This is a genomic window from Halalkalicoccus subterraneus (assembly GCF_003697815.1).
Taxonomy (GTDB): domain Archaea; phylum Halobacteriota; class Halobacteria; order Halobacteriales; family Halalkalicoccaceae; genus Halalkalicoccus; species Halalkalicoccus subterraneus.
Window position 1 is genome coordinate 59672 of record NZ_RDQG01000018.1, and the last position, 23127, is coordinate 82798.

The 23127-nt window shown below is 66.1% G+C and carries 24 protein-coding genes; 12 read left to right on the forward strand and 12 right to left on the reverse strand.

The window, feature by feature from the left end; all coding sequences use genetic code 11:
- Positions 1 to 41 precede the first annotated feature (41 nt).
- Positions 42 to 560, forward strand: coding sequence for a DUF5817 domain-containing protein (locus EAO80_RS05190; RefSeq protein ID WP_122088874.1), 519 nt, complete (start codon positions 42 to 44; stop codon positions 558 to 560).
- On the opposite strand, the gene EAO80_RS20580 is transcribed toward EAO80_RS05190, so the two are convergent.
- Entirely contained in the window at positions 557 to 679 is a 123-nt protein-coding gene (locus tag EAO80_RS20580; RefSeq protein ID WP_281273002.1) for a hypothetical protein, read from the reverse strand. The genes EAO80_RS05190 and EAO80_RS20580 overlap by 4 nt on opposite strands.
- A 630-nt stretch (positions 680 to 1309) precedes the next feature.
- Between EAO80_RS20580 and EAO80_RS20230 the strand changes: the two genes are divergently transcribed.
- A complete protein-coding gene (locus tag EAO80_RS20230; protein ID WP_245998464.1) occupies positions 1310 to 1690 on the forward strand; it encodes a hypothetical protein in 381 nt (126 codons plus the stop codon).
- On the opposite strand, the gene hmgA is transcribed toward EAO80_RS20230, so the two are convergent.
- On the reverse strand, positions 1687 to 2916 hold the full coding sequence (hmgA, locus tag EAO80_RS05200; protein WP_122088875.1) for a hydroxymethylglutaryl-CoA reductase (NADPH): 1230 nt from the start codon (positions 2914 to 2916) through the stop codon (positions 1687 to 1689). The genes EAO80_RS20230 and hmgA overlap by 4 nt on opposite strands.
- Positions 2917 to 3003: 87 nt before the next feature.
- Between hmgA and EAO80_RS05205 the strand changes: the two genes are divergently transcribed.
- Positions 3004 to 4515 carry an amidohydrolase gene (locus EAO80_RS05205; protein ID WP_122088876.1) on the forward strand — a complete coding sequence of 504 codons (1512 nt, stop codon included), beginning with the start codon at positions 3004 to 3006 and terminating at the stop codon, positions 4513 to 4515.
- A gap of 11 nt (positions 4516 to 4526) precedes the next feature.
- On the opposite strand, the gene gpmI is transcribed toward EAO80_RS05205, so the two are convergent.
- Positions 4527 to 6110, reverse strand: coding sequence for a 2,3-bisphosphoglycerate-independent phosphoglycerate mutase (gpmI, locus tag EAO80_RS05210; protein WP_122088877.1), 1584 nt, complete (start codon positions 6108 to 6110; stop codon positions 4527 to 4529).
- A 101-nt stretch (positions 6111 to 6211) separates the two neighbouring features.
- On the opposite strand from gpmI, the gene EAO80_RS05215 reads away from it, so the two are divergent.
- The gene (locus tag EAO80_RS05215; protein ID WP_122088878.1) at positions 6212 to 7462 is read left to right on the forward strand and encodes a DNA double-strand break repair nuclease NurA; all 1251 of its coding nucleotides are present in this window, start codon (positions 6212 to 6214) and stop codon (positions 7460 to 7462) included.
- Positions 7463 to 7486: 24 nt separating this feature from the next.
- Here the strand turns inward: EAO80_RS05215 and EAO80_RS05220 are convergent, their stop codons facing one another.
- Complete coding sequence (locus EAO80_RS05220) at positions 7487 to 7831, reverse strand: DUF7113 family protein (RefSeq protein WP_122088879.1); 345 nt, start codon at positions 7829 to 7831, stop codon at positions 7487 to 7489.
- Between the two features lie 118 nt (positions 7832 to 7949).
- On the opposite strand from EAO80_RS05220, the gene EAO80_RS05225 reads away from it, so the two are divergent.
- The 4 genes from EAO80_RS05225 to EAO80_RS05240 all read left to right on the forward strand — a co-directional run bounded on the left by EAO80_RS05225 (position 7950) and on the right by EAO80_RS05240 (position 10918).
- On the forward strand, positions 7950 to 9707 hold the full coding sequence (locus EAO80_RS05225; protein WP_122088880.1) for an ATP-binding protein: 1758 nt from the start codon (positions 7950 to 7952) through the stop codon (positions 9705 to 9707).
- Between the two features lie 38 nt (positions 9708 to 9745).
- The gene (locus EAO80_RS05230) at positions 9746 to 10177 is read left to right on the forward strand and encodes a universal stress protein (RefSeq protein WP_122088881.1); all 432 of its coding nucleotides are present in this window, start codon (positions 9746 to 9748) and stop codon (positions 10175 to 10177) included.
- A gap of 65 nt (positions 10178 to 10242) precedes the next feature.
- Positions 10243 to 10485 carry a hypothetical protein gene (locus tag EAO80_RS05235; RefSeq protein WP_122088882.1) on the forward strand — a complete coding sequence of 81 codons (243 nt, stop codon included), beginning with the start codon at positions 10243 to 10245 and terminating at the stop codon, positions 10483 to 10485.
- Between the two features lie 169 nt (positions 10486 to 10654).
- Positions 10655 to 10918: a hypothetical protein gene (locus EAO80_RS05240; protein ID WP_122088883.1), complete on the forward strand. Its 264-nt coding sequence runs from the start codon at positions 10655 to 10657 to the stop codon at positions 10916 to 10918.
- Positions 10919 to 11034: 116 nt separating this feature from the next.
- Here EAO80_RS05240 and EAO80_RS05245 read toward each other — a convergent pair whose 3' ends face one another.
- Genes EAO80_RS05245 through EAO80_RS05255 form a run of 3 tightly spaced genes read right to left on the reverse strand, consistent with a single transcriptional unit; the run spans position 11035 to position 14450 of the window.
- Entirely contained in the window at positions 11035 to 11793 is a 759-nt protein-coding gene (locus EAO80_RS05245) for an ABC transporter ATP-binding protein (RefSeq protein ID WP_122088884.1), read from the reverse strand.
- A gap of 38 nt (positions 11794 to 11831) precedes the next feature.
- Complete coding sequence (locus EAO80_RS05250; protein WP_122088885.1) at positions 11832 to 13469, reverse strand: hypothetical protein; 1638 nt, start codon at positions 13467 to 13469, stop codon at positions 11832 to 11834.
- A 51-nt stretch (positions 13470 to 13520) separates the two neighbouring features.
- Positions 13521 to 14450, reverse strand: coding sequence for a DMT family transporter (locus tag EAO80_RS05255; protein WP_122088902.1), 930 nt, complete (start codon positions 14448 to 14450; stop codon positions 13521 to 13523).
- Positions 14451 to 14529: 79 nt separating this feature from the next.
- On the opposite strand from EAO80_RS05255, the gene EAO80_RS05260 reads away from it, so the two are divergent.
- The gene (locus EAO80_RS05260) at positions 14530 to 15153 is read left to right on the forward strand and encodes a reverse transcriptase-like protein (protein ID WP_122088886.1); all 624 of its coding nucleotides are present in this window, start codon (positions 14530 to 14532) and stop codon (positions 15151 to 15153) included.
- Here the strand turns inward: EAO80_RS05260 and EAO80_RS05265 are convergent.
- Complete coding sequence (locus EAO80_RS05265; RefSeq protein WP_122088887.1) at positions 15150 to 16220, reverse strand: M24 family metallopeptidase; 1071 nt, start codon at positions 16218 to 16220, stop codon at positions 15150 to 15152. The genes EAO80_RS05260 and EAO80_RS05265 overlap by 4 nt on opposite strands.
- A gap of 123 nt (positions 16221 to 16343) precedes the next feature.
- Here EAO80_RS05265 and EAO80_RS05270 point away from each other — a divergent pair, with 123 nt between their 5' ends.
- On the forward strand, positions 16344 to 17174 hold the full coding sequence (locus EAO80_RS05270) for a COX15/CtaA family protein (protein WP_122088888.1): 831 nt from the start codon (positions 16344 to 16346) through the stop codon (positions 17172 to 17174).
- On the opposite strand, the gene EAO80_RS19525 is transcribed toward EAO80_RS05270, so the two are convergent.
- Complete coding sequence (locus EAO80_RS19525) at positions 17168 to 17317, reverse strand: hypothetical protein (RefSeq protein WP_162993899.1); 150 nt, start codon at positions 17315 to 17317, stop codon at positions 17168 to 17170. The genes EAO80_RS05270 and EAO80_RS19525 overlap by 7 nt on opposite strands.
- Before the next feature lie 54 nt (positions 17318 to 17371).
- The gene (locus tag EAO80_RS05275) at positions 17372 to 18826 is read right to left on the reverse strand and encodes a replication factor C large subunit (RefSeq protein ID WP_122088889.1); all 1455 of its coding nucleotides are present in this window, start codon (positions 18824 to 18826) and stop codon (positions 17372 to 17374) included.
- 94 nt (positions 18827 to 18920) lie between these two features.
- Here EAO80_RS05275 and EAO80_RS05280 point away from each other — a divergent pair, with 94 nt between their 5' ends.
- Complete coding sequence (locus EAO80_RS05280; protein ID WP_122088890.1) at positions 18921 to 20174, forward strand: hypothetical protein; 1254 nt, start codon at positions 18921 to 18923, stop codon at positions 20172 to 20174.
- Between the two features lie 9 nt (positions 20175 to 20183).
- On the opposite strand, the gene EAO80_RS05285 is transcribed toward EAO80_RS05280, so the two are convergent.
- Positions 20184 to 21356, reverse strand: coding sequence for a metal-dependent hydrolase family protein (locus tag EAO80_RS05285; RefSeq protein WP_122088891.1), 1173 nt, complete (start codon positions 21354 to 21356; stop codon positions 20184 to 20186).
- A 210-nt stretch (positions 21357 to 21566) separates the two neighbouring features.
- A complete protein-coding gene (locus tag EAO80_RS05290; RefSeq protein ID WP_122088892.1) occupies positions 21567 to 22052 on the reverse strand; it encodes a GNAT family N-acetyltransferase in 486 nt (161 codons plus the stop codon).
- A gap of 124 nt (positions 22053 to 22176) precedes the next feature.
- Here EAO80_RS05290 and EAO80_RS05295 point away from each other — a divergent pair, with 124 nt between their 5' ends.
- Positions 22177 to 22887, forward strand: a complete 711-nt coding sequence (locus tag EAO80_RS05295; RefSeq protein WP_122088903.1) for a helix-turn-helix domain-containing protein — start codon at positions 22177 to 22179, stop codon at positions 22885 to 22887.
- Positions 22888 to 23127 lie beyond the last annotated feature (240 nt).

Consider the following 23127-nt stretch of genomic DNA (forward strand, 5'->3'; position numbering starts at 1 on the left):
TATAGGCGAGGATTCAACACACTCGCTTCCCTTGAAAGGGTATGTACGCCGTCGTGGGTTGTACCGACTGTAGTGCCCTCTGGATCATCGAGGGACGCCAGGGGACGGTTCGGTGTCGTGGCTGCGGGAAGACTCACCAGTACGGAAAACTGAAGAAGTTCGTCGAGACGGACGAGGCGGATCACGCCCGCGAGGTGCGGGCCTCGATGCTCGCGAGCCGCGGCGGCCACGCCGACGCCTTCGCCGCGGTCGACTCCTTCTCGGAGCTCGACTCGCAGGTCGAACGGGACGTCGTGACGGACGAGGAGCTCCTCGAACGTGCAGGGATCGACGGCGACGCGGCCGCCAGCGCGGCTGAGGCGAGCGCCGGAGCCGGCTCGAAGTCCCGGAAGGAAGTCGTCCTCGCGGCCGTCGAGAGGAGCGAGGGGTCGACTGCCGAATCGATTACCGCGTACGCGACTGAGCGGGGCGTTCCGGAGAGCTACGTCGAGCGCGCGCTCGAAAAACTGGTTCGAGCCGGCGACCTCAGCGAATCGGGCGGTCGCTATCGCCGCCTCTAGAGAACCTGATAGATAGTCAGCAGCGTCGTACCGATCGACGGCACGATCTTGATGATACGCAACTGTACCACGGCTAGCTCCGGACAGCGCGGGCGCTGTTCGCGGTCCGAATCGGTCATGATGGCGTACCCGCGGGTGCTCGCCAACGGGTACGCTCGTTGGATTCAGTCCTGAAGGGACTACTCCCGTGTCGTCCGTACGGTGGAAGTGAAACCGGTCTGGCCGGTCGATTTATTACGTTCCTACAAACAGTTCAAACATGTCCCCGCAAGCGGTCGAGTGGCACGTCGACGCCGCAAGCTCGCGGTCGCTGCGGGCGGTGGTCTACGTGGCCGTCGGATTGTTCGGCGGCAGTATGCTGCTCGTCTTCGGAGGAATAGGATTTGTCGGCGTCTCGATGGCCCTCGACGGCGAATACACGTATCTCGCATACGTCGTCCTGCTCGCTTTTATCGGCGGGCCCCTCTCGCTGCTGTATCTCTGGCCGATGCTCGTCGAGCGCGAGCAGCGCCCGCCACTTGCGGCCGTTACCGGCGATCGGGAGATCGCGGAGCGCTACGCCGACGCCTTCACCCGAAACCGGCTGCTCGGGGCCGTCCTCTCGGGTGCCGTCGGGCTGCTCGCGCTCGTGTTCGTCGATCCGCGACTCGCCTTCGGGGCCGTCGTCGGGTCGTTCCTCCTGCTCCCGATCGCCTCGGGCCGGATCGCGCGCGGGCGGGGTCGATCCCGACGATGCGGCGCTGACCTACATGGACCGGCCCGTCGACGTCGCCCGGATCGAGCGAATCAGACGGATCGGTCTCGGTGGGGCCACGCTCTGCTGGCTCTCGTATTACCCGGGCCACAGCGACCTCAGTGCCCCTCGCCTGATCTCGGCGACGCCCAGGGCCGCCGATGCCATCGAGCGAGCCGTCGCCGAGGTCGATCCCGAGATCGACGCGGAGCACTCGCCGAACCGCGCGCTGCAGGCCACACTCGGCTTTCTTGCGCTCTGTTCGTTCGGCCTCGCCACGCTCGTGTTCGTGGTCGAGCCGGGCAGTGCGGGCGATCCCGCCCTCCAGTGGTACATCGCCGTCTCCTTCGGGCTCTTCGGCTTCTTCCTCGCGCTCGCGGCCCTCCTCTCGGGTTAGCGCCCCAACTCCTCGTGGGCGCTTGAGAGATGCCGGGAGGCAAGCGCAGCCAGCAGCGAGAGCTCGCCCGCGAGCGCGCCCGTCGCGATGACCTCCGCCAGTGCGTCGGCGTTCGAGCCCGGCGGATCTCCCCCGCCCCGGAGTCCCACGACGTCGAGGGCCTCCGTCTGCGTCGGCAGTTTCGTCCCGCCACCCACCGTGCCGACCTCCAGACTCGCGATCGAGAGGCTTGCGTACAGGTCTCCGTCCTTGACCTCGGCGGTCGTGATCGCGTTCGCCCCTTCCACTACTTGCGCGGCGTCCTGGCCCGTCGCGAGGAAGGCCGCCGCGACCGTGTTCGCGGCATGGGCGTTGAAGCCCAGCGCGCCGGCTTTTGCGCTCCCGATCAGGTTCTTGCGCGTGTTGGCCTCCGCGATCGCTTCGGGGGTGGTGTGGAGTCGTTCCTCGACGACTTCCCGAGGAATCGTCACGTCGGCGGTGACGCTCCGCCCCCGACCCTCGATGGCGTTGATCGCGGCGGGTTTTTTATCCGAACAGAGGTTGCCCGAGAGCGCGACCAGCGATGCAGTGGTCTCGTCTTCGATCAGGTCACAGGCCGCCTGCGTCGCGATCGTCACCATGTTCATCCCCATCGCGTCCTTCGAGTCGAACCGGAACCGGAGGAAGACGTTGTCGCCGACGACGTACGGCGTGACGTCCAGTAGCTCGCCGTGGCTGGTCGTCTCCTCTGCGGCCTCCCGCAGCGCCTCGGTGTTCTCCTCGACCCACTCGACGACCTCCGCCGCTTCGGCGATCCCCGAAACTCGGAAGACGGGCGCGCGGGTCATCCCCGACTTGGTGACGCGGGCGTTCGCGCCGCCCGCACTGCGGATCACCGAACAGCCACGGTTGACCGAGGCGACGAGCGCACCCTCGCTGGTCGCGAGCGGCAGGTAGTACTCGCCCTCGGCCGCGCCGCTCCCCCCCTCCTCGTTTTCGTTGATCGGGATCGGCCCGGCGACGCCCATCGGGAGCTGTGCGCCCCCGATCATGTTCTCGACGTTCGGATCGGCGTCGCCCGCCGAAAACGAGAAGTCACCGATCGTTTCGAGGTCGGCGTCGGTCTCGGTTTCGAGCAGGTGTCGCCGGGCGGCGGCGGCCGTCTCCGGATCGGCGTGCTCCTCGAGTTCGTGCAGGCGCAGGTCGCCCCCGCGGACGCGTTCGGCGAGATCGGCTGGATCGGTCATATCGGTCCCTCGTAACCGCGGGGCCTAAGAATGCCGGTCCGGCGCCCGATCCCAACGGCTTTGGTCGCCGCCGTCCCTCCCGCGGGTATGACCGAGGCCGCGGACCTGCTGGTGCGAAACGCCGAGATCCACACGCTCGCCGACCCCGACACGACCCACGAGGCACTGGCAGTGCGGGACGGCCGGATCGTCCGGATCGGGAAGACCTACGAGATCGACTTTCTGGAGGGCGTCGAGACCCGCACCATCGACTGCGAGGGCCGGGTCGTCCTCCCCGGGTTCATCGACGCTCACACTCACATGGAAACGCTCGGGCGCTATCTCGTCTATACTGACCTCTCGGGAGCGAGCGGTCCCGACGACTGTGTCGAGCGCCTTCGGGCGACCGACGACGGGGAGGAGTGGGTCCTCGGCTTCGGCTACGACGAGAGCGCGTGGAACGACGCGGACTCCCTCACGAGCGAGGACCTCGATCGCGTGAGCGAAACGCGACCGGTGGCGGCCTTCCGCGAGGACATGCACGTCGCCTCGATCAACTCCACGGCTCGCGATCGATACGAGGACGAAATGCCCGAGAGCGACGTCCGGGGCGAGGGCGTGATCGTCGAAGAGGCCGTCGACACCATCTACGAAGCGATCGCACCCGATCCCGAGGAGACCCGCCAGTTGCTCACGGCAGCCCAAGGGTTCGCGAACGCCCGCGGGGTGACGGGCGTCCACGACATGGTCAGGAACTCCCACGCCCCCCGAACCTACCGCGAACTCGACGACGAGGACGAGCTTTCCCTTCGAGTGCGGATCAACTACTGGAGCGACCATCTGGAGGCGGTTTCGGAGGCGGGGCTCCGAACGAATCACGGCAGCGAGAGAATGCAAACGGGCGCGATCAAGACCTATACTGACGGGAGTTTCGGCGGCCGGACAGCGAAGCTTTCCGAGCCCTATACCGAGGGTGGGACCGGTCAGTGGGTCGTCTCGCCCGACGAACTACGCGATCTAGTCGAGCAAGCGAGTGATGACGGATTCCAGCTCTCGGCGCATGCCATCGGGGACGAGGCGATCGAAACGGCCCTCGACGCCTTCGAGGCGACCGACGATCCGGACGCGGCCCGTCACCGAGTCGAACACGCGGAACTCCTTTCCGACCACCAGATCGACCGCTTTGCCGACTCGGGAATCGTCGCGAGCGTTCAGCCGAACTTTCTCAAGTGGGCCGGCGAAAACGGGCTGTACGCCGACCGACTCGGAGATGAGCGCCGAGAGCGCACGAACCGCTACCGGGATCTGCTCGACGCGGGCGCGAACCTCGCCTTCGGCAGCGACTGCATGCCGCTCGATCCTCTACTAGGAGTTCACCACGCGGTCAACGCGTCCGTCGAGGGTCAACGGCTCTCGGTCACGGAAGCGCTCCGGGCCTACACCGCAGGGGCGGCCTACGCCGGTTTCGACGAGGGTCGGCTGGGAACCGTCGAAGCCGGGAAACTGGCCGATCTGGTCGTCCTCTCGGAGTCACCGTGGACCTCCCCCGAATCGATCCGGGAGATCGACGTGACGAGGACGCTCGTGGGCGGCGCGGTCGTCCACGACGCTTACGAGTGAGTGGACGTGGGTTAGAATCGGTCGGCCAGCAACGACTCGCCGGTCATCGCGTCCGGCACCTCGATTCCGATCCGTTGGAGAAGGGTGGGTGCGAGATCACAGAGCGAGCCGCCCTCGCGCACCCGGTACCCGCCATCGGTCCCGTCGGGATCGAGATAGACGAGCGGGACGGGGTTGTAGGTGTGGGCAGTGTGGGGATGCTCCTCAGTACCCATGTCGTCCGCATTGCCGTGATCCGCCGTAACCAGCACGTGTGCCCCGTGCTCGGCGAGCGTTTCGAGCAGTCGGTTCAACTGGGCGTCGACCGCCTCGACCGCGTCGACGGCCGCCCCGAAATCACCCGTATGACCGACCATGTCGGGGTTCGCGTAGTTGAGTACCACGACGTCGGGTTCCTCGCTCTCGACGATCGAGATCGCGTTGTCGGTGAGTTCGGGAGCGCTCATCTGGGGTTGGAGGTCGTAGGTCGGCACGTCCGGACTCGAAACGATCTCGCGGATCTCGCCGTCGAACTCCACCTCCCGGCCGCCGTTCAGGAAGTAGGTGACGTGGGCGTACTTCTCGGATTCGGCGGTTCGGAGCTGCGTTCGTCCGTGGTCGGCGAGCACCTCGCCGAGCGTGTCGGCGGGTTGGTTCGGCGGGAAGGCGACGGGCACGTCGAAGGTCTTGTCGTACTGGGTCATCGCCACCAGATGGACGTCGGGCGCGGGCGTGTCGAGTCCCCACTCGGACTCCGGTTGGATCCCCTTCAGCATCCGGGTGAGCTGGCGGCCGCGGTCGCCCCGGAAGTTGAAGAAAACCGCCACGTCGCCCTCTTCTATCGGCGAACCGCCGTCGACGATCGTCGGCTCGACGAACTCGTCGGTCTCGCCGCGTTCGTAGGCGGCCTCGACGGCCGCGGTCCCCGATGGGGCGGTGTACTCGGCCTCACGGTCGACCATCGCGTCGTAGGCCTTCCGGGTTCGCTCCCAGTTGGTGTCCCGGTCCATCGCATAGTACCGTCCCGTGACCGAGGCGACCTCGCCGGTCCCCGCTTTCTCGACGACCTCCTCGAGATCGCGCAGGTAGCTCGCGCCGCTTTTGGGGTCCGTGTCCCGGCCGTCGGTGAACGCGTGGGTAACGGCCTCGACACCCCGGTCTGCGGCCCACTCGATCAGCGCGTGGAGGTGTTGCTGATCGGAGTGGACCCCGCCGGCGCTCACGAGCCCCAGGAAGTGGATCCGGCCGCCCGTCTCCTCCACGTCACCGGATTCCGCCCGGTTGCCAGCCGAGCTTCGCTCGGCGACGTGCTCGAACGCCCCGTTGAGCGCCTCGTTCTCGCGAAACGATCCGTCGTTGATCGCGTCGTTGATCCGGGTGTAGGCCTGCTTGACGACTCGGCCCGCCCCGATGTTCAGGTGGCCGACTTCGCTGTTGCCCATTTGCCCCTCCGGTAGGCCGACCCGCCGCCCGGCCGGGTCCAACTGTCCGAACGCGCCCGCCTCACGGATCCGGTCGAACGTGGGCGTTTCGGCGCTCGAAACGGCGTTTCGTCCCCCTTCGTCGCCGTCCTCGCGCAGTCCCCAACCGTCTAGTACGATGAGTGCGCCGTCCATACCCGAGGTGAAACCCGCCGCCGATAACAACCCATCGCTCCCTCGCGGTGGTAGTCAGTCGGCATCCGCAGGTTTTTTTCGCGGTAGGGCCAGACTCCGCTATGACACTGGACCCGGTCCACTTCGAGGGGATCGCCGCGCTGGCCCGGCAGGTCGGCCGCCAGGTCGACGACGCTTCCCATCAGGAGTTCGCAGAGCGCGTCTGGGAGCGGTTTCTCGATCCCCTCGAACTCGACGGTCGCCGGGTGCTCGAACCGGTCGACAGACAGTACCGAAAGCGCGTCGCCATCGAGGACGCCGCGCTCTGTGAGCGCCCCTTTCCGGAGAGTTACGGGATCGACTCGGGGACGATCAACCCCACGACATACAAGAACGGCGTCGTGATGGACGTCGCGCACGCCGCGATGGGCTGTGTGCCGACCGATCTGGAATGTCACCGCTCGCGCACCGTGGTCATCGGCCTGCACGTCGACGACGACTCGGTGACGTTTCGCGAAGACTGGGTGAACTACGATGAGGGCTACAGCCGCCGGCGGATCCTCCTGCTTCGGGATATCGAGCGCCGTCGGTACACGGAGGCGACCGTCCACGCCCTCTCGTTGTATCTCGCGGAAAGCGAACACGCACTCGCCAACGCCGACGGGATCAACGACCTGCTGATCCTCGACGGGCCACTCTATCCCAAAGGCCTGCTGAGTTGGCGCGATCGCGCGCCCGAACTCGCCGAGCAACTCGAGGAGGAAACCCCTCGACAGGTGGTCGCGAGCTACGCCCGGCTCGTCGAGGGATTTCTCGATCGGAACGTCCCGCTCGCGGGCTTCGTCAAAAACCCCGCCGCGAAGCGGATCACGAACGCCGTCTCCGAGCGGACGCCCACCCCGTGGACCGACGACGCCGCGCTGTTCGTCCGGTTGCTCGAACAGCGCGCGGAGGGCGAGCGGGTCCGGGACGAGCTCACCTACACCAACTGGTTCGTCTCCCGTGGTGGAACCGACAGGACTTTCGCCGAGGACGGCGACGCGCTGGGGCTGGAGCGTCACCACCCTGCAGCGGACTACGAGGTCACCTTCTTCGCGATCTACGATCCCCGTGACGACGTGCTCTACACCGTCGAGGCGCCCTACGGTGTGACGAAGGACGCGGGGATGCGCGAGGCGCTGCAAACCCAGATGCTCTCGGAGGTCGCCGTCCGGCGCGGCCCACCCGAGGCGGTGGCCAAGGCCGACGAACTCGCGCGCATCAGCGCCCGCGAGAAGGAGTCGCTGCGCCGGATGATCGAGGGCGAACTCGACACCGAACTCTCACGGACGTATGACGACCTCCGGTGGGGCGGCGAGGAAGCGTTCTTCTGAGACGTCGAGAACGACCGGCCTGATCTAGATCTCCGCACCGGGTTCGGCCTTCTCGACGTCGATCTCGACGTCAGTAGGAGGGATTCCGATCCGGGCGAACTGCGTGCGGACGTGTTCCTTCGCGGCGGCGGTCCCCTGCTCGCGGGTGTCGAACCCTCGGGGCATGGGCGACTCGAAGGCGACGTGGACCGTCCGGTCGCCGATCTCCATCTCCGAGCCGCCGCTTTCGACCTCGTAGAACTCGTCGCAGACCCAGACGTAGGGGGCGTCCTCGTCGGGCGCACCCCGGAACGTGGGGGCGCGCTCGCCACGCTCGAAGAGCGTCCCGGTCAGCGTCGTACCGCGCGCGCTACCCCGAATGAGAAGCATACCCCACCTATCCGGCCAGCGGGCAAAAGCCCGTTGACGGGGAGAAACGTTTCACCCTCTCCCGGCGATTCGGCCGCTGCCGGTAGGGTTTTTACGCTCGCCGGCCGATGGCGCAGACATGTCCGATCTCGGCGATTTCGCGCCCTCCACTTCCTCCACCGACGACGGCGACTCAACGAGCTTCGAAGAGAGTTCGCTCTCCGCGGCCGGTCAGGACGCGGGGATCGGCACCATCCCGACGTCCCGCGGGCTGAAGATCGCCGAGGACGGCGACGACACGGAGATCCGCGCGTCGATCACCGTGGGTAACCGCTCGAACGTTCGTCTCGGGAAGTACCTCCTGCTCTCGTATCCCGACGACGAGACACTGTTCTGTCGGATCACCGGACTCGAATACGACCAGGAGTTTCACACCGACGACGCGAGCGAGATCCACGTCCGTCGGGCGATGCGAAACGGCGGGATCGAGGAGCGCGATTACAAGTTCCTCGCGACGCTCGAACCCATCGCGGTGCTCTACAGCGACGGCGATGAGTTGAAACGCCGGATGGCCGACCGCGTCCCGAAACCCGAAACGGTAGTCAGAGAAGCGACCGATACCGAGGAGATCAAGACCGGGCTGAAGATGCCGGAAGAGGGCGTCTTCATGGGTCATCTCGCGGTCGGCGGCGAGAAGGTCCGGACCGCCGCCGAACCCCCGACGATCGATTACCGGCTGAAGGACGACTACGAATCGGGCGACCCGCTCGTCTTTCGTCACACCCTGATCGCGGGCGGGACGGGATCGGGAAAGACCCACGGCGCGAAAAACGCCCTCAGACAGTACCTCCATCCCGACAGGGAGTACGAACTCGACGACGGACGGTCGATCTCGCCGGCGGTCGTCCAGTTCGACCCGCAGGACGAGTACGCCCAGATGCACGACGACAACCCCGACGTCGGGCGCGAGGACGAACGCGCCTACGAGCGCGAAGGGATCGCTTACGGCGGGCATAGTGATACGAAAGCGTTCGTCCCGGCGGTCGGCGACTCATCGTACGCGGCCGACGGCCACCACGCCGAATGCGTCGAGTTCACGATCCCGTTCTCGATGGTACGAACGAACAAGTGGCTCGTCGCGGGCGGGGACCTGAACGACAACCAGTACAGCGCGCTGACCTACCTGCTCGATCGGTTCTTCAAAGGACACGGCGATTCGGGGACCTACGCTCAGTTCAAGTCCTTCCTCGACGATCCCGCGCTGCGCGAGGAACTCGACGAGAGCGGTCGGGTTCACGAGGCGACGTTCGACGCGGTCAAGCGCCGCGCGTACGGCTTCGACAGCGTCTTCGATCAGAACGCGCCCGCGATCACCGACCTCGTTCACCGGTTCGTCCGCCCCGGCGGGCTTTCGGTCGTTCCGACCTACCACATCAACGACTCGCGCGCGACTGAGGTCGTCGTCCTCGCACTTGCGAGCCTGCTGGTCGACCAAAAGCTCTCGAACGACCCCCAGTTCGACCGGATCAAGGAGACGCCGCTGGTGTTGGGAATGGACGAGGCCCACAACTTCCTCACCGGCGCCGAGAGCGCCCAGGCGAGGAAGGTGATCGGGAAGTTCGCCGACGCCGCGAAACAGGGCCGCAAGGAGCGGCTGGGGCTCTTCCTCATCACGCAGGATCCACAGGACATCGCCGACGCGGTGTTCAAGCAGATCAACACGAAGGTCGTGCTCAACCTCGGCGACGAGGACGCCATCTCGGCGGTGAACATCCCTACGAACCTCGCGGGCAAGGTTCCGTACATGGAGAAGGGACAGATGGTCGTTTACTCACCGGATAACTCCGAACCCGTCGAACTGATCGGGCTGTCGAACTGTCTGACGAAGCACGGTTAGGCACAGGCTATAATTGGCCGGACGATGATCGTTCGTGTATGGCCCACACCGTTCTCGTCCCGACCGACGGCTCGCCCCAGTCCCGAGAAGCGATCGAATACGCCATGCGCGAGTTCTCCGACGCGGAGTTCGTTGCTCTCACCGTGCTCAACCCGACCGAAATGGGTGCCGGGGGTACGGAGATGGGGATGGCCTCCTACGCCGACGAGTGGATGGACGCCGAGGAGGAACGCGCCGAGAAACGCTTCGAGGAACTCGGAACACTCGCCGCCGAGCACGGCGTCACGCTCGACGGCGAAACGATCATCGGGCGGCCCGCCCGCGCGATCGTCGATTACGCCGAAGAGCACGACATCGACCAGATCGTCATGGGAAGTCACGGCCGCGACGGCGTCTCACGGATCCTGCTCGGAAGCGTCGCCGAAACCGTCGTTCGGCGCTCGCCGTGTCCCGTAACCGTCGTTCGGTAGCGGCTCGTCCGGATCGCCACCACGTTCGGGGACGCTGTTTTATCGCTCGATAACCTCCATCGGGTATGATCCGGATAGACACGAGCGCCGTCGGGAGTGGGCTGATTCTCGCCGGCCTCCTGCATCTGCTCGCACCCCAACCCCTTCTGAACACCGCGGGAGACCTCTACCGACGAGTGCTCGCCGTTGACTTCCGTCGAACCGATCGAACCGAACGTCGGGTTCGAGCAGTCGGGCTGGCGATGCTCGCCGCCGGCACGGTCGTCTCCGCGACCGACGGAGCGATCGAGGTCTCTACTGACGGGTAACGTTCGAAGCAATCGTAAACGGCTCCCCGGTCGTCCCGGGGATCCGTACGCTTCGTGACGCCACGAAGGTGGCTCCGATCACTATTAAACAATGGAAAAATAACTGAACAGTATTGTATTTTTATATGTTAGACATCAGTGTATTATAGCAGATACGAGGTATCACTCCATGTCCACGCCCTCCATCCACACCGAAAAATCGACTGCCTCCGACGGGGAGCAATCCGGGAATCGCTCGGACCGGCTCGCGGTCTCGACGCTCACACGGCCGTTCGAGGCGGCCGCTTTCTGGAGCGCGGTCGCCCTGCCGTTCCTATATCTGCCACTGCTGGTCGCCGGACTCGATTCGAGCGCACAGCTCTCCGCGTTTCTCGCCCTCCTCGCGCTTCACGCCGTCGCGATCGTCGGCGGCCATCGACACAACCGCCAGTGAGGGGTCCCGTCCCGCGTCTCCCAGCGAAACGGGTGTGACTGATTGTGAAACTGCGACTGCCCTCAGCGTATCTCACTGGATAGTGGAGACCGATACCGGCCCTCACTGCCCGGCCGCTACGGATCGGGCACCTCAGCACCGGGCGCCTCGTGAGTGATGTCGAGGAAGGCGTCCTCCAGGCTACGTTGTTCGCCGGTTTCGGCCCGCCGTTTCAGCTGCTCGGGTGCGCCCTCCGCGACGAGTCGGCCGTCGTGGATCACGCCGACCGCGTCCGCGAGTTCATCGACGACGGGGAGGATATGCGTCGAGAGAAGGATCGTCATCTCCTGGGCGGCGAGCTCCGCGATGGTGTCACGCATGGTCCGGGCGGCTCGTGGATCCAACCCCGTCGTCGGCTCGTCGAGGAAGACGACGCGCGGGCGGTGGATCACCGCCTGCATGATGCCGAGTTTCTTTCGCATCCCCGTCGAGTACGAGTCGATCCGTTTGTCCGCCCCCTCGACGAGGTCGAAGCGTTCGAAGAGGTCGTTCATTCGCTTGCGGGCCTCCCCTTCGGGCAGGTCTCGGAGCCCGGTGATGTACGTGAGCTGTTCGCGCCCGGTCAGCTCGTCGTATAGCGGGGGCTCGTCGGGTAGATAGCCGATGTGGGGCGTGAGCTCGTCTCGGTTCTCGATCGAGACCCCGGCGACGCGGGCAGAGCCCTCCGTCGGCCGAGTGAGGGTCGTGAGCATCCGCATCGTCGTCGTTTTTCCGGCCCCGTTCGGGCCCAGAAAGCCGTAGACCGATCCGGGCTCGATCGCGATCGAGAGGTCCTCGACGGCGATCTCCTCGTCATACCGTTTGGTCAACCCCTCGGTTTCGATCGCGGGCGTCATAGCGCCGTGTTCTCCCCTGTCGTGTATATGTTTTCCTACTAACTCAGTGTGAATCGATCGAACGATCGCGCGGCGTAGGCGTACGCGAGCAGCGGGGTCGAGACGAGGACGATCAGGCCGACCACGGCCGCCGTCAGCACCGTGTCGGGAGCGAGAGCCAGGGAAAACCGATCGAGCACGAGCCCGGTACCGAGCAGCGCCAGCGTCGTCCGGGCCGGCTCGCTCGCGATCAGCGCTATCGATGCGACGACGAGACCGAGCACGAGGCTGTAGGCGACGAACGCGGACTTGCTCGGCATCACCGCCTTGTGACTGCCGCTCAACCGAACTGCACCGAAGCGGGGAAACAGCGAGCCGACCCCGACGGCCAACGCCGTCGCGCCGACGGTGCCGACGACGCTCACCCCGGCGAGGAGCGCGACTCGCTCGATCGAGTAGCCGACGAGGAGTGCGCTCACGAGGCTGACGATGAGTCCGAGCGGGACGAACACGGACGTCGCGACGAGCAGATGCCCCCGGACGAACCGTTCGCCGTCGACGGGCGTAGTGAGCGTCGCTGCGAGCGCGCCAGCCTGATCACCGAGAGGATTGAGCGTGAAGGCCGCGCCCGCCGCCCAGATCGCGTAGAGCGCGAGGACGACCGGGAGATACGAGAGCACCGCCGAGAGGTCGTTCGCGAAGACGAGCAGCCCGAACAGTGGATAGACCGCGTACAGCAGCCTGATCGGGGACCGACGCGCGCGCAGCCAGACCACCCGCGCGATCGCACGTGTCGGCCGTGAGACGATCCCGTCGAACGCGCTCGTTCGGCGCGTCCTCGCGACCCGGTTCGTCGGGCGCGAATCGCGCGCCGGGTCGGCGAACCAGTGGCGTTCGGCCAGCCACACGGCGGCGGCGTTCGCGCCGAGCGCGAGCGAGACCGCCAGCGCAGCCCCCGCACCCGCCAGCACCGGCGAGGGCGAGACACCGGGTGCGCCGAACAGGACGAGGTCCCCGAGCCACCCCACCGGAAGTCGCCCGACCCACCCGAACAGATCGACGAACAGCGATTCGGCGAAGGCGATCGCGCCGAAGTACGCCAGAAACGCGCCCAGCCCGATCGCGGTCTTGTACCGCGCGAGAAACGGGTTGATCGTCAACAGGTGGCGGATCCCCAACCCGACGAAATAACCCACCGGGACTGCACTCGCCATGAGGAGCACCCCGGCGAGCGCCGCCGTCACGACCACCAGCGGCGCGCTCGCGCCGAGTGCGAACGCTCCGACGATGATCGCGACGGGCGGGACGAGCCAGAGCCCGATCAGGGCGGTTTCGGAGAGCAACAACCCCCGGAGCACGGTCGGGACCGGGACGGCGGTCAACACCGCCTCGGACTCGTCGAGGGTCGCCGTTTTGCCGACCGCGCGGCTGGCGACGAGAAACGCGACGAGCACCCAGAAGGCGGCAACTGCGCTACGAACCATCCCGACCACGTCGAATCCGGGGAACGACTCGCCGGCCGCGAGCGCCTCGCCGGCACCCCGCGCGCCGATGACCCCGAAGACGACCATCGGCAGGAGGAACACGAGCGCCAGCGCGGCCGTCGCGAGCAGTTGATAGCGGTTCGCCCGGAACGCCCGCAGCGACCGCCGGAGTTCCGTTCGCGCGACGAGGAGGGGCTTCGACTGAGTGACCATGGCGGTAGTTGAGTACTACTCACAGACTCGTGAAATAATAGTTGCGGTGCGCTACAGGCGGTCGGTTATCGCGGCGCGGATCGCGGGGAGTTCGGCGGCGAGCTGTCGGCGCTTGATCAGGCAGAAGCCGGTGAATATCACTGCAAATCCGGCGACGGTCGCGGGATCGAGCGCTTCTGCGAGCAGGAGCCAGCCGGCGACCGCCGTGACAATCGGCACCACGTACGAGACGAGGTTGATCTCGATCGGTCCGAGTTCGTCGAGCAGCTCGAAATACAGCAGGAATCCGAGGGCACTCGAAACGATCGCGAGATACCCGAGTGCGAGAATCGCTTCGGGAGTCCAGTCGACACCGGCGAGCGATTCGGCGGGCATCGCGATCGAGAGCGCGTGCATCACCAGTGCGCCGAGTGCCATGGACCACCCTTCCAAGGTCTCTATCGGGAGTTCCGCATCGCTTCGCCCGAGCAGGACGCTCCCGAGGGCGAAGGCGGCCGAACCGGCGAGGATCAGCCCCGTTGCGACGACGTCCGCCGAAAGGACGTTCCCGGGATCGGGCCGAGAGAGGATCACGACGCCGACCAGTCCGAGCGCCATCCCCACCAATCCGGCCGGCGCGAGGCGCTCGCTCGGGAGCCAGACGCGCGCGAAGGCGGTGGTCAACACGGGCGAGAGGCTGACGATCACGGCCGCCATCGCGCTGGTGACGCTCTGCTGGCCGACGAAGAGGAAGACGTGGTAGGCGGCGATGAGCAGTACGCCGCCGATAACGACGAGCGTCCACTCGCCGCGGGTTCGAGGGACGGGCCGGTCGGTGACGGAGACGGCGTACGCGAGCATGAACACCGACGCGACGTCGTAGCGAAGCGCCGCGAAGAGGACGGGCGGGAAGTAGTCGAGGCCAGCCCTGATCGCGACGAAGGCCGTTCCCCAGGCGATCGCCAGCAGGAGGAACAGGGCGGGAGTTCGGTACCGGCTCACGTCGGAACTGTCGCGGCGACGGTCTTGAAGGGCCCGGCTCCGGGCCATATTTATATAGAATCGTCGTTATACTGGATGTATGGCCGCCTATGGCCGCCGGTCCCTCCGAGATCGATTCGATAGCGCGCCGACCCCCCACGTCGCCCATCCGCCACGAACCCACCACCGCGACTTCTACGTTGCAACCGACGGGTCCTATCACCTCCACGACCATCGCGCGGGGATGGGCGTCGTCATCGAGACGCGCGACGGAACGCGCGTCGCGCGCTTCGCCCTCCCCACCACGGCGACCGACAACAACGTCGCGGAGTACCAGGCGCTTCACTTCGGCCTCGACGTACTTGCCGCCCGCGCCCCGCCAACCGCCCGTATCGGCGTCCTCACCGACCACGACAGCCTGGCGACGAACGTCAACAGCGCCGCGCTCACTCACGACGGGTGGGGACCCGGCGAGATCCGCGTTCCGCCCGCGGGTCAGAACCACTGGCGCGGGATCCGCGCGCGCATCGCCGGCTTCGACGAGCTGCGCGCCGCGGTGATCGACGGGACCGAAAATCCGGCCCATCCGCTCGCCAATTCGCCGAAGGAGTACGCCCACGTCAATCGCGAACCCGACCGGTGTATTCGACCCGAGACGACTTCCGAGCGAAGTGGCCCGGGCGTCCCGCCGCCGTCGCGTGCCGACCGCCACGCGAGCGACTAGTCGAGGTGGAGGATAGCCGGCCGTTCGAGTTCGAATTCACCCTCCGAAACCGTGCGGGTGGGCCACTCGCCGGTCGTAGTGAACACCTCCGGTTCGTCCTCGGTCACCAACACGGTGTCCTCGCTTTTCGCGCCCTGCACCGTGGGGTTCCACGCGTAGGCCATCGGGAGGGTCACCTCTCCGTCGTGCCACGGGGTCGCGATCCACTCCCTCCCTCGATAGCCCGCCGCCCCGCCCTGATGGTGGTGTTTCCACTCGCGGGGATAGCTCACCTCGCGGTAGGCCTCCTGAATGGCTCCGAAGACCTCGCGGGCCTCGCCGCCGGTCTGTCCCACTTGCTGGGTCGCGGCCAGTGCCGCCGTTTCGACCGTCGTCGCGGCCTCGTGGCGCGATTCGAGCCACTCGGGCGCGTCGAAGGCCACGGTTCGGGTACAGCTCGCATACAGGCCGTCCCGGCGGGCGGTCACGGACACCAGCGCGTATTTCCCCAGCTTCTTCGTCGTCGGCGTGTAGTGGCGGTACTCCCGTGCGCGTTTCGCGCCGCCGACGAGCGCCACCGGCGAGTCGATCCCCCGCTCGGCGAGTTCGCCCCGAAGCTCAGCGGCGACCTTCCGTTCCGTACTGGTGGGTTCGAGTCCCCGGCAGACCCCTTCGAGGACCTCGGCGGTCTCGCGGCCTAGTTCGCGATACGTCTCGATATCGTCCTCGGTCAACGGGTATCGAAGCGCCGAGATGTCCACGTGGCGAAGACCGGACACCCGGAAGTCGGCAGCGGCCGCTTCCTCGGTGTACGAGGCGACGGCATCGGCGAGCGAGCCGGAGTACCAGTCGTAGGTCACGACCCGTTCGTCCGCGAGTTCCTCTTCGGCGAGCCGCGCGGCCTCGATGTTGTCCGTGATGACCGTCACCTCGTGGCCGTCGTAGCCCGCGGCTGCGACGCCGAGGTCGCCCGCACGGTCGACGACGTTGTTCCCACCGGTGAGCCACGCGAAGTTCTCCGGCCGTGCGAGCCAGATCGAATCGAGGTCGTGGCGCATCCGGTAGGCGTCCAGTCGGGTCCGTTTCATGGTCGCCAGTCGCCCGGCAGGACCAAAACTGCCGGGGGCTGCCGGCGGGTGGACAGGTCTATATGCGATCGTGCCCGACCGTCAAACGATAGCCATGACGCGTGTCACGACACGGAGGGTGCGATGAGCCGCGACCGACTGCGGTCCCTGCTGTTGGCGACGGCCGGGCTCACCTACGTCCTGCTCCTGATCGGGATTTACACCGCCGCTTCGGGGGCGGGCCTGACCTGTGCGGGGCGATGGCCGCTCTGTGACGGGGCGGTCTTCGGGTTGTTCCCCGCGAACTGGCCCAGCTTCATCGAGTGGTTCCACCGGCTGATCGCGATGATCGCCGGCTTCGTCGTGATCGGCGCGACCTATGGGACCTGGCGCTGGCAGGGCGACCGCCGGATCAAACTGGCGATGACGACCGCGCTGGCGCTCTACCCGCTGCAGGCGCTGCTGGGTGCCGGAACGGTCCTCGATTACTCGCTGTTGTACCTCACGGCGCACTTCCTCACCGCGCTCGCGATCTTCGGCTCGATCACGGCGGCGACGCTGTGGTACCTGCCCGAACTCGCGGCGCTCTCGCGCGTACGCTACGCGCTGTTCGCCGTCGTGGGGCTGTTTCCCGTCCTCGTCGCGCTCTCACCGGGGACGCTGATCGACCACACTGCGGCCGTACAGGCGGTCTACTACGCGGTGGGGCTCGCGATGTTCGCGTTGTTGCTCGCGGTCGCGATCTGGTCGGGACTGCTCGAGTCGGCGGTCGACCGCCTCTCGACGGTTCGCCTGCTCGCCACCGTTGGTGCGGTCGCCCTGGCGACCCAGCTCCTCCTGGGCCGGTACGTCTACACCGATCTCATTCAGCTGCTCGACGCCGGCGCGATGGCCGCCGCGTTCCTGATCGCGCTCCTAGCGGCGTGGCTGGCGACCCGTATCGATCCGCCGACCGCCGGCCTGCAGGTTCAGTAGTAGTACAGCTCGAAATCGCTCTCGCAGTTCGAGCAGCGATCGTCCGTACCCTGCAGCCGATCGCTCGGGAGCGTCGATTCGGCCGTGGTCGGGGTCGCTGTTCCGCAGTGGGGACAGGTGACGTGGAACTCCGTGGAGGACATGGGTTCTACTGTACGGGTAGTTGATATATAACTACGACGGCCCTAATCCGGCGACTACATGAAATCGGCGAGCCCCGACTGGGAGTCGTCGCTGCTGTCGTCGTCGCGTTCGTCCGACCCGTCGCGTTCGTCGTCTATCGGTGCGGATTCGTCCTCGTCAACTGATTCGGCGTCGTCTTCGCCGCCGGTCGATCGACGGGCGCCCTCGAACGCCCCCTCCGAACCCTCGACGGCGGCCTCCTCGCGGAGGCGCTCTGCGTCCTCGACGATCCCCTGGACCTTGTTGGTGTCCTTCCCGCTACCCGTGACGAAGGAGACGTGGTCCGCGTCCAGTTCGTACCGGGCGGCCATCGCCACCGTGAGTTCACGGTTCTTGCAGTGATGGGTCATCGCGGCGAGATAGGGCAGGACTTCCCGGCGGGCGCTCGACATGCTCGTCCCGCTCGACTCGGCGATCCTCCGGGCGACGTAGTCCCGGCGGTCGCGCAGGCCTCGCGAGCTTCCGAGCTTGCGCCAATAGCTCGGCGGACCGTAGCGGGTCCACCCGCCCTTGGGCTCGCGGCGTGCGGCGGCGACCCCGGCGGTCATGTTGTCGCCCGCGTAGCGCCAGTAGGAGTAGTTCTGCGTCGCGCGAACGCGTCCGAGCCACTGGTCAGCCCGCGCGAGGGAGGTGTAAGCGTCGGCGAGTTCCGCCCCCTCGAAGTCCTTGGGGACGTTGTCCTCGATCCAGTTGATCAGGTCATCGGGGGTCTCGTCGACGTCGTAGGAGGCGTAGAGCGCCTCTTGGGCGTCCGCCGTCTTGATCACCTCGTCGAGGAAGTCAAAGATCCCTTTCGTACGGTCGCGCTCGCCCGTGACGACCGCCTCTGCCGTGAGGCGCTCGGCGCGTTCGGCGATCGCCTGGAGGTCGTTGACCGCCGAGCGCAGGTCCCCATCGGTCGATTCGGCGATCGCCTCCAGTGCCTCGGGTTCGAACTCGATGCCCTCCTGCCGGCAGATATCGCGGAGGACGGGGACGATCGATCGCTTCGAGACGTCCCGGAACTCGATGGTCTCACAGGAGTTCCTGAGGCTTTGGGACATGTCGTAGAACTCGTTCGCGATCAGTACCACCGGCTGGTTCGCGGACTTGATCACGTCCGTGACCGCCCGTGAGCCGCCGTAGTCGACGTTCCCATGGAAGTTGTCGGCCTCGTCGAGGATCACGAGGCGACGACCCGCACCCCCTTCGGTCAGGGTCCCGCTCCGGGCGGCCTCGCCCGCAACTCGTTTCACGATGTCGGCCTTCCGTTGGTCCGAGGCGTTGAGTTCGATCGTCGGCCAGTCCAGATCGTTCGCGAGCGCGTGGGCTGCGGAAGTCTTTCCGACGCCGGGGCTCCCGTGGAGGATCACGGCGTCGCGGTGGTCCTCCCAGCTTTCGGCCCACTCGCGTAGTGCGTCGCGGGCCTTGTCGTTGCCCCGCACCTCCGACAGCGTCGAGGGGCGGTACGTCTCGGTCCAGTCGGCCATTGTCGGGGGAAGGGCCGAGGCGCGTTTAGTGGTTGCGAACTCCCGGACGGATCCGGCAGAACGCCTTTATAGCCCGTCCGGATAGCCCGAGGCGATGGTAACCGTCGTTCCTATAGCGCTTGCCGTGGTCGTTCTCGCAATCGCCGCGGAGATCGTCTCCCGTCGGGCCCTCGAACGCTACGGCGAGGGATTGGGTAGCATGCCGACGGTCGTACTGGAGGAGTTCCCCGGGATCAGCCCCGGGCTACTGGAGAAGTACACGAGCTTCGATCCCGAACTCGGGTGGGTACCCCAGCCCGACCAGCAAAAACAGAAGGACACCGGCGATCACCTCCCCGGCGAGGAGGTCGAGAGCGTCGTCACGTACTCGACCGACGAGTACGGCAGTCGAGTCTGTCCCGCCGCCGACCGCGATGAGGGACGCGGCGCGGTCTCGACCTACGGTGACTCGTACTGCTTCTGTCGGGAGGTCGACGACGAGGACACCTTCCAGAACCACCTCGCGCGAAAGATCGATTCCCACGTCGGCAACTACGGCGGCGGGAACTACGGCCTCGATCAGGCCTTGTTGCGGATGAAGCGCCAGTACCCCGAGGACCCGACCGACAACGTCTGTGTGGTCGTGACCGCCTCCTCGATCGCCCGGATCCTGAGCGTGTGGAAACACTACCAGGAGTTCGGGAACGTACTGGCCGTGAAACCCCGGTACGAACTGCGTGACGGCGACCTCGAACTGATCGAGAGTCCCGTCGACGAGAAGGAGGACCTCCTCGATCTCGAATCTCGCGCGGGATTCCTCCGGACCCACGACGACCACTACGAGAACTGGTTCAAGCCCCATCTGGCGAGCTTCCCCTACGCGACGGATTTTCTCGACGACCCAGACCAGATCAAGTACGCGCTCTACGGGGCGGGGATGGACCTCGAAAGCGAGTACGGCGTGTCGGTCCCGGGGATCGACTTCGGAGCCCGCCAGGCGGCGACGAATCTCCGACTCGAACGGTCCCGGGTGCGCTACCACGAGCGGCTGTTCGACGAGAAGGAAGACCTGTTCGACGCGCTGATCGGCGAGTTCGTTTCGTATGCCGAGGAGCACGAGTTCACCCCGACGTTCGTGATGGTCCAACAGCTCCGGTATGCGACCTACGAGGCCGACCACGGACCGATCTACGGCGACCTCATGGACCGGCTCGACGAACGGTATCCCGAACTGGAGACGATCGATATGGCCGAGCACCTCTCGGGCGACCCTGAGTCGCTGTACGTCCAGCGTGGCGAAGGCGGCCACTACAGCCCCGAGACCAACGAGCGGATCGCAGAGGTGCTCGAAGAACGCCTGATCGAGTAAGCGATCGACTCAGGCCTCGGGCAACGCTCCCGCGACGACCTCCCCGCCCTTCAGCACCGCCGTCGGCTCCCGAAGCAACGAGACGTCTTTTAGCGGATCGCCCTCGACGACGAGCAGGTCGGCGTACTTCCCGGGTTCGAGCACGCCTACGTCGAGGCCGACCACGTCGGCGGCGCTCGCGGTCATCGCTTCGATCGCTTCCCGTTCGCTCATCCCGTGTTCGACCATGAACGAGATCTCCGTACTGTTGGTCCCGTGGTAGTTAAACGGGGTGCCGACGTCCGTCCCGCCCGCGATGTTCACGCCCGCCTCGTGGGCCCGCTTGAACGACTCGATGTGGCGCTCGTAGACGCTGCCGGTCTTCTGAGCGCTCTCCTCGGTCGCCTGTTCGGTGTTGCGCGCGATCCGATACGGTGCGGAGAGCGTCGGAACGAGCGTCACGTCGTTCGTAAGCAGCAGATCGATCGACTCCTCGTCCATGAAGGTGCCGTGTTCGACCGTGTCAACGCCCGCCGCCGCCGCGGCCTTGATCCCCTCGGCGCCGTGGGCGTGCGTCGCCGCGTGGACTCCACGGCGGTGGGATTCGTCGATCAGTGCCTCCAGCTCTTCGTGGGTGAACGCGAGGGTCTTGGGGTCGGTTCCAGGGGTAGTGACCCCGCCGGTCGCCATGAACTTGATGAAGCCCGCCCCTCGCTTGACCTGTTCGCGGACCGCCGTACGACATTCCGTGGGGCCGTCGACCTCTCGCCCGAGGTGGTGTCCGTGCCCGCCGGTGATCGTGATCGACCGGCAGTTCGCGAGGGTACGGGGCCCGGGCAGATCGCCCCGGTCGATCGCCCGTTTGAGCACGACGTCGAGATCGCGCGCGCCCATCGCGCGCACGCTCGTTACGCCGGCTTCGAGGGTCGTGCGGGCGTTTTTTGCCTCGACCAGCGCGAGCTCGCCGTCGGTCTGTGTAACGACGTCCTCGACGGTCGCCTGTCCCGAAAGCGAGAAGTGGACATGCGCATCGACGAGCCCCGGCAGGACGGTATGTCCCGGGATCGAAACCTCGGGCTCCTCGCCCTGTGGCTCGGCGTCGCCGACCGCCTCGATCCGTTCCGACTCGGGGTCGAACCGGATCGCTCCGTCCGCCGCTAGCTCCTCGTGTCCGTCGAATAGACGCGCGTCCCGCAGAATCATTACCTGAGTTTCGCTTCCGAGACGCTTGAATGGCACGAACCGGCTCGGATCGGCGGTACATCGCCGCTATGTTCGATCCGTAATCGAGTTGTGCGACCGACCCACCGCTCGATTTTACCGGAAACGTCGTGTGGTGACTGAGCGCCTCTCCCTCCCTTTGAGTCGTTATGCGAGCGCTCACCGAATTCCGTATCGCGGTCTATGGTTTATTTACAGCTCGTGGGCGATCATTTCGCCCCACGGGTCGAACCCACACCGGTCGTAGAAGGCGCATGCCCGCTCGTTTTCCGGATCCACGTCGAGCACGAGCCGGTCCAGTGGAAGGTCTTGCTCGCGGGCGAGCGTACACGCCGACTCCATGAGCCCGTCGGCGACGCCCGATCCCCGGTGAGCGGGCGAAACGTAGAGTTCGTTTACCACGGCCGCGTCCCAGATCATCGCCATCCGTTCGGGAAGGACGAACACGTAGCCCCCGAGATCGCCGTCGTCGGCGACCGTGAGACAGCGAGGGTCGTCGGCGACGCAGCGGTCCACCCAGTCGAGGTATCGCTCCCGGTACTCGTCGGTGAGTTTCGCCTCGTAGGCGGCCCGTTTCTCCTCGTCGCCCGTTCCCGTGCCCAGCCCGGTCTCGAACGCCCGCTTGAGCTCCCAGAGGCCGTCGCGGTCGGTGTCTGGGTCGTATGATCTGTACTCCATGCGTAAGGTCGGCGGGCGATCGGTTTGCGGCTGTCGATGCGGTGCGACCGACAGTTATGAGTGGTCGCTCGACGATCGTCGAACCGATGGTCGACATACCGTGGTCGGGTCGGAGGTTCCGGTGATGAGTTCGCGGCCGCCGCGTGAGGAGCTCGCCGAGAAGGTCGCCGGCGAGATCACCCTCAGCGACGATCCGGGGGCAACCCTGCGGAAGTGGCGCACCGATTTCACCGTCTCCCAGACCGAACTCGCCGAGGAACTCTCTATCTCCTCGTCCGTAATCAGCGATTACGAGAGCGGTCGCCGCGAGAGCCCCGGGATCGCGGTGGTTCGCCGGATCGTCACGGCGTTGCTCGATATCGACGAACGTCGGGGCGGCGACCGGATCCGCCAGTACGCCCGCGTGATCTCCGCGGGGTTCGAAAGCGACATCGTGCAGGACCTGCGTGAGTACCCCACGACGATCCCTCTCCGGCGATTTTACGAGGCTATCGACGCGACCGAGGTCGTTTCCGGTACGTCGGACCGGATCAGCGGTCATACCGTCATCGACAGCATCGAGGCGATCACCCGCCTGTCGAGCGAGGAGTTCTACCGGCTGTACGGCCAGAGCACCAACCGTGCGCTGATGTTCACCGGCGTCACCCGGGGCGAATCCCCGTTGGTTGCGATGCGCGTCGTGAATCCGACCCCTAACGCGGTCGTTCTGCATGGGCTACGCGAGGAGGACCTCTGGAAGCACGCGCCGGATCTCGCGCGGATCGATGGCTTCTCGCTTGCGGTCTGTGATACGAACCTCGAGACGACGCTCGAACGGCTACGAGAGTTCCCGTAATTTCCGGTCGATCCCAAGGAGCCCGAAACTACCCGGAGACGATCGATAGCACACCGTTTTCCAAGAGAGTGTGTCGACCGCTCACTAATATATCGTATATTGCGATACGAACTGGCGTGCGGTGCGACCCCGTTCGAATCCGCTCGCCGTTTACCGTCGAAACGTCCGATAGGAGGATCTGATCGGGCGAGACGGATGTCGGTAGACGTATCAAAACTTTTCAGATAGCCTGAAGTAATT

Coding starts and splice junctions, on each gene's coding strand:
- EAO80_RS05280 (WP_122088890.1), top strand. CDS start 18,921: ATGGTAACCGTCGTTCCTATAGCGCTTGCCGTGGTCGTTCTCGCAATC.
- EAO80_RS05205 (WP_122088876.1), top strand. CDS start 3,004: ATGACCGAGGCCGCGGACCTGCTGGTGCGAAACGCCGAGATCCACACG.
- EAO80_RS05190 (WP_122088874.1), top strand. CDS start 42: ATGTACGCCGTCGTGGGTTGTACCGACTGTAGTGCCCTCTGGATCATC.
- EAO80_RS05250 (WP_122088885.1), bottom strand. CDS start 13,469: ATGGTCACTCAGTCGAAGCCCCTCCTCGTCGCGCGAACGGAACTCCGG.
- EAO80_RS05270 (WP_122088888.1), top strand. CDS start 16,344: ATGAGCCGCGACCGACTGCGGTCCCTGCTGTTGGCGACGGCCGGGCTC.
- EAO80_RS05245 (WP_122088884.1), bottom strand. CDS start 11,793: ATGACGCCCGCGATCGAAACCGAGGGGTTGACCAAACGGTATGACGAG.
- hmgA (WP_122088875.1), bottom strand. CDS start 2,916: ATGACCGATCCAGCCGATCTCGCCGAACGCGTCCGCGGGGGCGACCTG.
- EAO80_RS20230 (WP_245998464.1), top strand. CDS start 1,310: ATGGACCGGCCCGTCGACGTCGCCCGGATCGAGCGAATCAGACGGATC.
- EAO80_RS20580 (WP_281273002.1), bottom strand. CDS start 679: ATGACCGATTCGGACCGCGAACAGCGCCCGCGCTGTCCGGAGCTAGCC.
- EAO80_RS05240 (WP_122088883.1), top strand. CDS start 10,655: ATGTCCACGCCCTCCATCCACACCGAAAAATCGACTGCCTCCGACGGG.
- EAO80_RS05265 (WP_122088887.1), bottom strand. CDS start 16,220: ATGAAACGGACCCGACTGGACGCCTACCGGATGCGCCACGACCTCGAT.
- EAO80_RS05290 (WP_122088892.1), bottom strand. CDS start 22,052: ATGGAGTACAGATCATACGACCCAGACACCGACCGCGACGGCCTCTGG.
- EAO80_RS05260 (WP_122088886.1), top strand. CDS start 14,530: ATGGCCGCCTATGGCCGCCGGTCCCTCCGAGATCGATTCGATAGCGCG.
- EAO80_RS05275 (WP_122088889.1), bottom strand. CDS start 18,826: ATGGCCGACTGGACCGAGACGTACCGCCCCTCGACGCTGTCGGAGGTG.
- EAO80_RS19525 (WP_162993899.1), bottom strand. CDS start 17,317: ATGTCCTCCACGGAGTTCCACGTCACCTGTCCCCACTGCGGAACAGCG.
- EAO80_RS05220 (WP_122088879.1), bottom strand. CDS start 7,831: ATGCTTCTCATTCGGGGTAGCGCGCGCGGTACGACGCTGACCGGGACG.
- gpmI (WP_122088877.1), bottom strand. CDS start 6,110: ATGGACGGCGCACTCATCGTACTAGACGGTTGGGGACTGCGCGAGGAC.
- EAO80_RS05225 (WP_122088880.1), top strand. CDS start 7,950: ATGTCCGATCTCGGCGATTTCGCGCCCTCCACTTCCTCCACCGACGAC.
- EAO80_RS05235 (WP_122088882.1), top strand. CDS start 10,243: ATGATCCGGATAGACACGAGCGCCGTCGGGAGTGGGCTGATTCTCGCC.
- EAO80_RS05230 (WP_122088881.1), top strand. CDS start 9,746: ATGGCCCACACCGTTCTCGTCCCGACCGACGGCTCGCCCCAGTCCCGA.
- EAO80_RS05285 (WP_122088891.1), bottom strand. CDS start 21,356: ATGATTCTGCGGGACGCGCGTCTATTCGACGGACACGAGGAGCTAGCG.
- EAO80_RS05215 (WP_122088878.1), top strand. CDS start 6,212: ATGACACTGGACCCGGTCCACTTCGAGGGGATCGCCGCGCTGGCCCGG.
- EAO80_RS05295 (WP_122088903.1), top strand. CDS start 22,177: ATGAGTTCGCGGCCGCCGCGTGAGGAGCTCGCCGAGAAGGTCGCCGGC.